Annotated in this window: 3 rRNA genes; all 3 read right to left on the bottom strand. The window is 60.3% G+C overall.

The window, feature by feature from the left end:
- Nucleotides 1-25: 25 nt before the first annotated feature.
- Nucleotides 26-140: ribosomal RNA gene (rrf, locus tag C1876_RS17340) — 5S ribosomal RNA — on the bottom strand.
- A 120-nt stretch (nucleotides 141-260) separates the two neighbouring features.
- Nucleotides 261-3233: ribosomal RNA gene (locus C1876_RS17335) — 23S ribosomal RNA — on the bottom strand.
- A 310-nt stretch (nucleotides 3234-3543) separates the two neighbouring features.
- Nucleotides 3544-5054, bottom strand: a 16S ribosomal RNA gene (locus tag C1876_RS17330).
- The 16S, 23S and 5S rRNA genes sit together here, the layout of an rRNA operon.
- Nucleotides 5055-5244: the final 190 nt, after the last annotated feature.

Raw genomic sequence — 5244 nt, 5'->3', positions numbered from 1 at the left:
CCCCTCGGCGCTGAAACGCCCTCCGCGAGCGCGACGTCCTGTCCTCCCACGGGCTGGACCCGCAGTACTTTCGGCGATGGCAGGCTTAACTGCCGGGTTCGGAATGGGACCGGGTGATCCCTGCCTCCATGGTCGCGCTCGCGGGGGGCGTTCCCCCGCGGGCCGGTATTCGGCCCGCTCAGGGCGCGCACGTCCTCCATGCGCCCCTGGCGGTTGCACAGCGCTCGCGACACCGGACCGCGACGGTCCGAGATGGTTTTGTGAAGAAGAGCTCGGGCTATTAGTACCGCTCGCCTGAACGCATCGCTGCGCTTACAGCTGCGGCCTATCGACCTCGTGGTCTGCGAGGGCCCTTACCGGAAAGAGGACTCATCTTGGAGACGGCTTCCCACTTAGATGCTTTCAGCGGTTATCCGTGCCGGACGTAGCTAGGCAGCCGTGCCGTTGGTCGACAACTGCTGCACCAGAGGTCCGTCCACCCCGGTCCTCTCGTACTAGGGGCAGACCTCCTCAATCCTCTTGCGCCTGCGGAGGATAGGGACCGAACTGTCTCACGACGTTCTGAACCCAGCTCGCGTACCGCTTTAAATGGCGAACAGCCATACCCTTGGGACCGACTTCAGCCCCAGGATGCGATGAGCCGACATCGAGGTGCCAAACCTTGCCGTCGATGTGGACTCTTGGGCAAGATCAGCCTGTTATCCCCGGAGTACCTTTTATCCGTTGAGCGACGGCCATTCCACTCTGTGCCGCCGGATCACTAGAACCGACTTTCGTCTCTGCTCGGCTTGTGGGCCTCGCAGTCAAGCCCGCTTGTACTCTTGCGCTCTGCGAACGATTGCCAACCGTTCTGAGCGGACCTTTGCGCGCCTCCGTTACATTTTAGGAGGCGACCGCCCCAGTCAAACTACCCGCCTGACACGGTCCCCCCGCCGGATCACGGCCGGGGGTTAGATCGCCAACACGACGAGGGCAGTATTCCAAGGTCGGCTCCACCCGAGCTGGCGCCCGGGCTTCGAAGCCTCCTGCCTATCCTCTACGCGCCGAGCCAACGATCAATGTCAAGCTGCAGTAAAGGTTCACGGGGTCTTTCCGTCCTTCCGCAGGTAATTCGCATCTTCACGAATAATACAATTTCACCGGGTCCATGGTTGAGACAGCGCCCAAATCGTTACGCCATTCGTGCAGGTCGGAACTTACCCGACAAGGAATTTCGCTACCTTAGGACCGTTATAGTTACGGCCGCCGTTTACTGGGGCTTGGCTTCAGAGCTTCGCCGTGAGGCTAACCCATCCGCGTAACCTTCCAGCACCGGGCAGGCGTCAGACCCTATACGTCGCCTTGCGGCTTAGCAGAGTCCTGTGTTTTTGATAAACAGTCGCTTGGGCCGTTTCGCTGCGACCCCCGGCCGCTCGGGGAGCAAGTCCCGTCACCGCCAGGGGCACTCCTTCTCCCGAAGTTACGGAGTCAGTATGCCGAGTTCCTTAACCATGGTTCTCCCGATCGCCTCGGTATGTTCTACCCGCCCACCTGTGTCGGTTTTGGTACGGGCGCCGATGTGCCTTCCTAGAGGTTTTTCTCGGAAGCATGGGCTCGCCGACTTCAGCAAAAGCTTTCGTCTCGCGTCTCAGGATATATGCTGCGCTGATTTCCATGCGCAACTCCCTACGCGCTTTCACGGGGACGTCCAGAACCCCGCTCGGCTACCCTTCTCCGTCACCCCGTCGGTATAACGGTCCATCGGCGGTACAGGAATGTCCGCCTGTTGTGCATCGGCTACGCCTCTCGGCCTCGCCTTAGCTCCCGACTGACCCTGGGAGGATTAGCCTTGCCCAGGAACCCTTAGGCTTACGGCGGCGGCGTTTCTCGCGCCGCTCTCGTTACTCATGCCAGCATTCTCGCTTCCATGCAGTCCACCCGAGGTTCCCCTCGAGCTTCGCCCCGCATGGAACGCTCCCCTACCGCTAGATGAAATCTAGCCCGCCGCTTCGGTGCCGTGCTTAGCCCCGTGAATTGTCGGCGCATGTCCACTTGACCAGTGAGCTGTTACGCACTCTTTAAATGCATGGCTGCTTCTAAGCCAACATCCTGGTTGTCTAGGCAAACGCACATCCTTTGCCACTCAGCACGAACTTGGGGACCTTAGCGGGCGGTCTGGGCTGTTTCCCTTTCGAATACACAGCTTAGCCCACATATTCTGACTCCCGGCCTCTGATCCGACTGCATTCGGAGTTTGGTTCGTGTCGGTAGGCGGTGAAGCCCCCTCGACGATCCAGTGCTCTACCGCCGTCGGAGAACGGCCGAGGCTAGCCCTAAAGCTATTTCGGGGAGAACGAGATATCTCCGGGTTTGATTGGCCTTTCACCCCTATCCACGGGTCATCCCCTCCGTTTTCAACCGAAGTGGGTTCGGCCCTCCACGGGGTCTTACCCCCGCTTCAGCCTGCCCATGGATAGCTCACCCGGCTTCGCGTCTGCAGCATGCGACTAACTCGCCATCTTAAAGGCTCGCTTTCACTGCGGCTCGCTTAAAAGCTTAACCTCGCCGCATACCGCAACTCGCTGGCTCATTCTACAAAAGGCACGCCGTCACAGCGCAATGAAGGCTGCTCCGACTGCTTGTAGGCGCACGGTTTCAGGTACTGTTTCACTCCCCTCTCGGGGTGCTTTTCACCTTTCCCTCACGGTACTGGTTCGCTATCGGTCACAGGAGAGTGTTCAGCCTTGGAGGGTGGTCCCCCCAGATTCGCACCGGGTTTCACGTGCCCGGCGCTACTCGGGTGCCTCGCTCGGAGGGGGCGGGGTTTCGCGTACGGGGCTGTCACCCTGTTCCGCCGGCCTTCCCAGGCCGTTCCGCTACCGCGTCCCTTTGTAACTCCGTCCATGGCATAAGGACCATGGAATGCGAGGTCCCACAACACCTCATGCAGCAACGCCCTTACGCTTACACGTGCATGGGTTTGGGCTGGTGCGCTTTCGCTCGCCGCTACTCGCGCAATCTCGGTTGATTTCTCTTCCTCCGGGTACTTAGATGTTTCAGTTCCCCGGGTTGCCTCCTCGCATCCTATTTCATTCAGATGCGGGTAGCTGGGCATGACCCCAGCTGGGTTCCCCCATTCGGAGATCTTCGGATCGAGGGCCGTTTGCGCCTCCCCGAAGCTTATCGCAGCTTGCCGCGTCCTTCTTCGACTTCCTGTGCCAAGGCATCCGCCGTGCGCCCTTAATATCTTCTTCTCATATCTCAGGTAGTATACATATCGATACTTAAATCGCGATCGTGATGATGCCTCCCCTGCCCGCGCCCCTTCGAAGGGCCGCGCGAGGGGAAAATCATTGTGTCACTAAACGCTATGCAACTGTCAAGGTGCAAGGAGGGCGTCGGCCCTCCCGGGGGCAGAGCCCCGGAAGCCGGATGCTGAGAGAGCGGGAAAGGACTTCGCCAAGCGGATCCGTCGTGCGGGACCCTTCGAGAAATTGTTTTTTTCTATTCCAGGCGAGGGAGCCTGAGGGCTCTACCTCGTCGGACACGTTCGTGTCTCCCTAGAAAGGAGGTGATCCAGCCGCACCTTCCGGTACGGCTACCTTGTTACGACTTCACCCCCCTTACCCTCCACACCTTCGACGCCTCCGCCCCTTGCGGGTTCGGCCGGCGGCTTCGGGTGCAGACGACTCGGGTGGTGTGACGGGCGGTGTGTACAAGGCCCGGGAACGTATTCACCGCGGCATGCTGATCCGCGATTACTAGCAACTCCGACTTCACGGAGGCGGGTTGCAGCCTCCGATCCGAACTGGGGCCGGCTTTAAGGGATTCGCTCACTCTCGCGAGTTCGCAGCCCGTTGTACCGGCCATTGTAGCACGTGTGCAGCCCAGGGCATAAAGGGCATGATGACTTGACGTCGTCCCCACCTTCCTCCGGCTTGACGCCGGCAGTCTCGCATGAGTCCCCAACTGAATGCTGGCAACATGCGATAGGGGTTGCGCTCGTTGCGGGACTTAACCCAACATCTCACGACACGAGCTGACGACAGCCATGCACCACCTGCGCTAGCTCCTCTCGGCCACCGGGTTTCCCCGGCTTCACTAGCATGTCAAGCCCTGGTAAGGTTCTTCGCGTTGCTTCGAATTAAGCCACATGCTCCGCTGCTTGTGCGGGCCCCCGTCAATTCCTTTGAGTTTTAGCCTTGCGGCCGTACTCCCCAGGCGGGGCGCTTAATGCGTTAGCTGCGGCACGGAGAGGATGACCCTCCCCACACCTAGCGCCCATCGTTTACGGCTAGGACTACCAGGGTATCTAATCCTGTTCGCTCCCCTAGCTTTCGCGCCTCAGCGTCAGTTTCGGCCCAGCAGGCTGCCTTCGCCATCGGTGTTCTTCCCGATATCTGCGCATTCCACCGCTACACCGGGAATTCCGCCTGCCTCTACCGAACTCGAGCCTCCCAGTTCGGGATCCGGCCGGGGGTTGAGCCCTCGGATTAGAGATCCCGCTTGAAAGGCCGCCTACGCGCTCTTTACGCCCAATGAATCCGGATAACGCTCGCTCCCTACGTATTACCGCGGCTGCTGGCACGTAGTTAGCCGGAGCTTCTTCTGCAGGTACCGTCGAATTTCTTCCCTGCTGAAAGCGGTTTACAACCCGAAGGCCGTCATCCCGCACGCGGCGTTGCTGCGTCAGGGTTTCCCCCATTGCGCAAAATTCCCCACTGCTGCCTCCCGTAGGAGTCTGGGCCGTATCTCAGTCCCAATGTGGCCGGTCGGTCTCTCAACCCGGCTACCCATCGCAGGCACGGTGGGCCGTTACCCCGCCGTCTACCTAATGGGCCGCGACCCCATCCCCCGCCGTCTGGGCTTTCCCGGGCCCCCCAGGAGGGGGGCGAGGAGTATCCGGTATTAGCCTCGGTTTCCCAAGGTTGTCCCGGAGCGGGGGGCAGGTTGGTCACGTGTTACTCACCCGTTCGCCACTCTATGTCCGTCCGAGGACGGTTTAATCGTTCGACTTGCATGTGTTAGGCACGCCGCCAGCGTTCATCCTGAGCCAGGATCAAACTCTCCGTTTAAGAGGCGGGCATCGCTGCCCGCTTGCGTTCGATCTTGGTTTCGGCCCGCTGCTCGCCCCTTCAAGGGGGGTTCGCCTCGGGCCGGGTTTCCGTACAACAAGATTCATGTGCTTGGCTATGTTAATTCTTGCTTCTCAGTATCCGGTTTTCAAGGTTCTGCGGCGCCCCTGCGGGCGCCCCGCGCTTTCGT

This window comes from Eggerthella sinensis (assembly GCF_003339815.1).
In the GTDB taxonomy this organism is placed as follows: Bacteria; Actinomycetota; Coriobacteriia; order Coriobacteriales; family Eggerthellaceae; genus Eggerthella; species Eggerthella sinensis.
The sequence above is the reverse complement of the archived record's forward strand: the minus strand, read 5'-3'. Positions and strand labels throughout refer to the sequence as shown.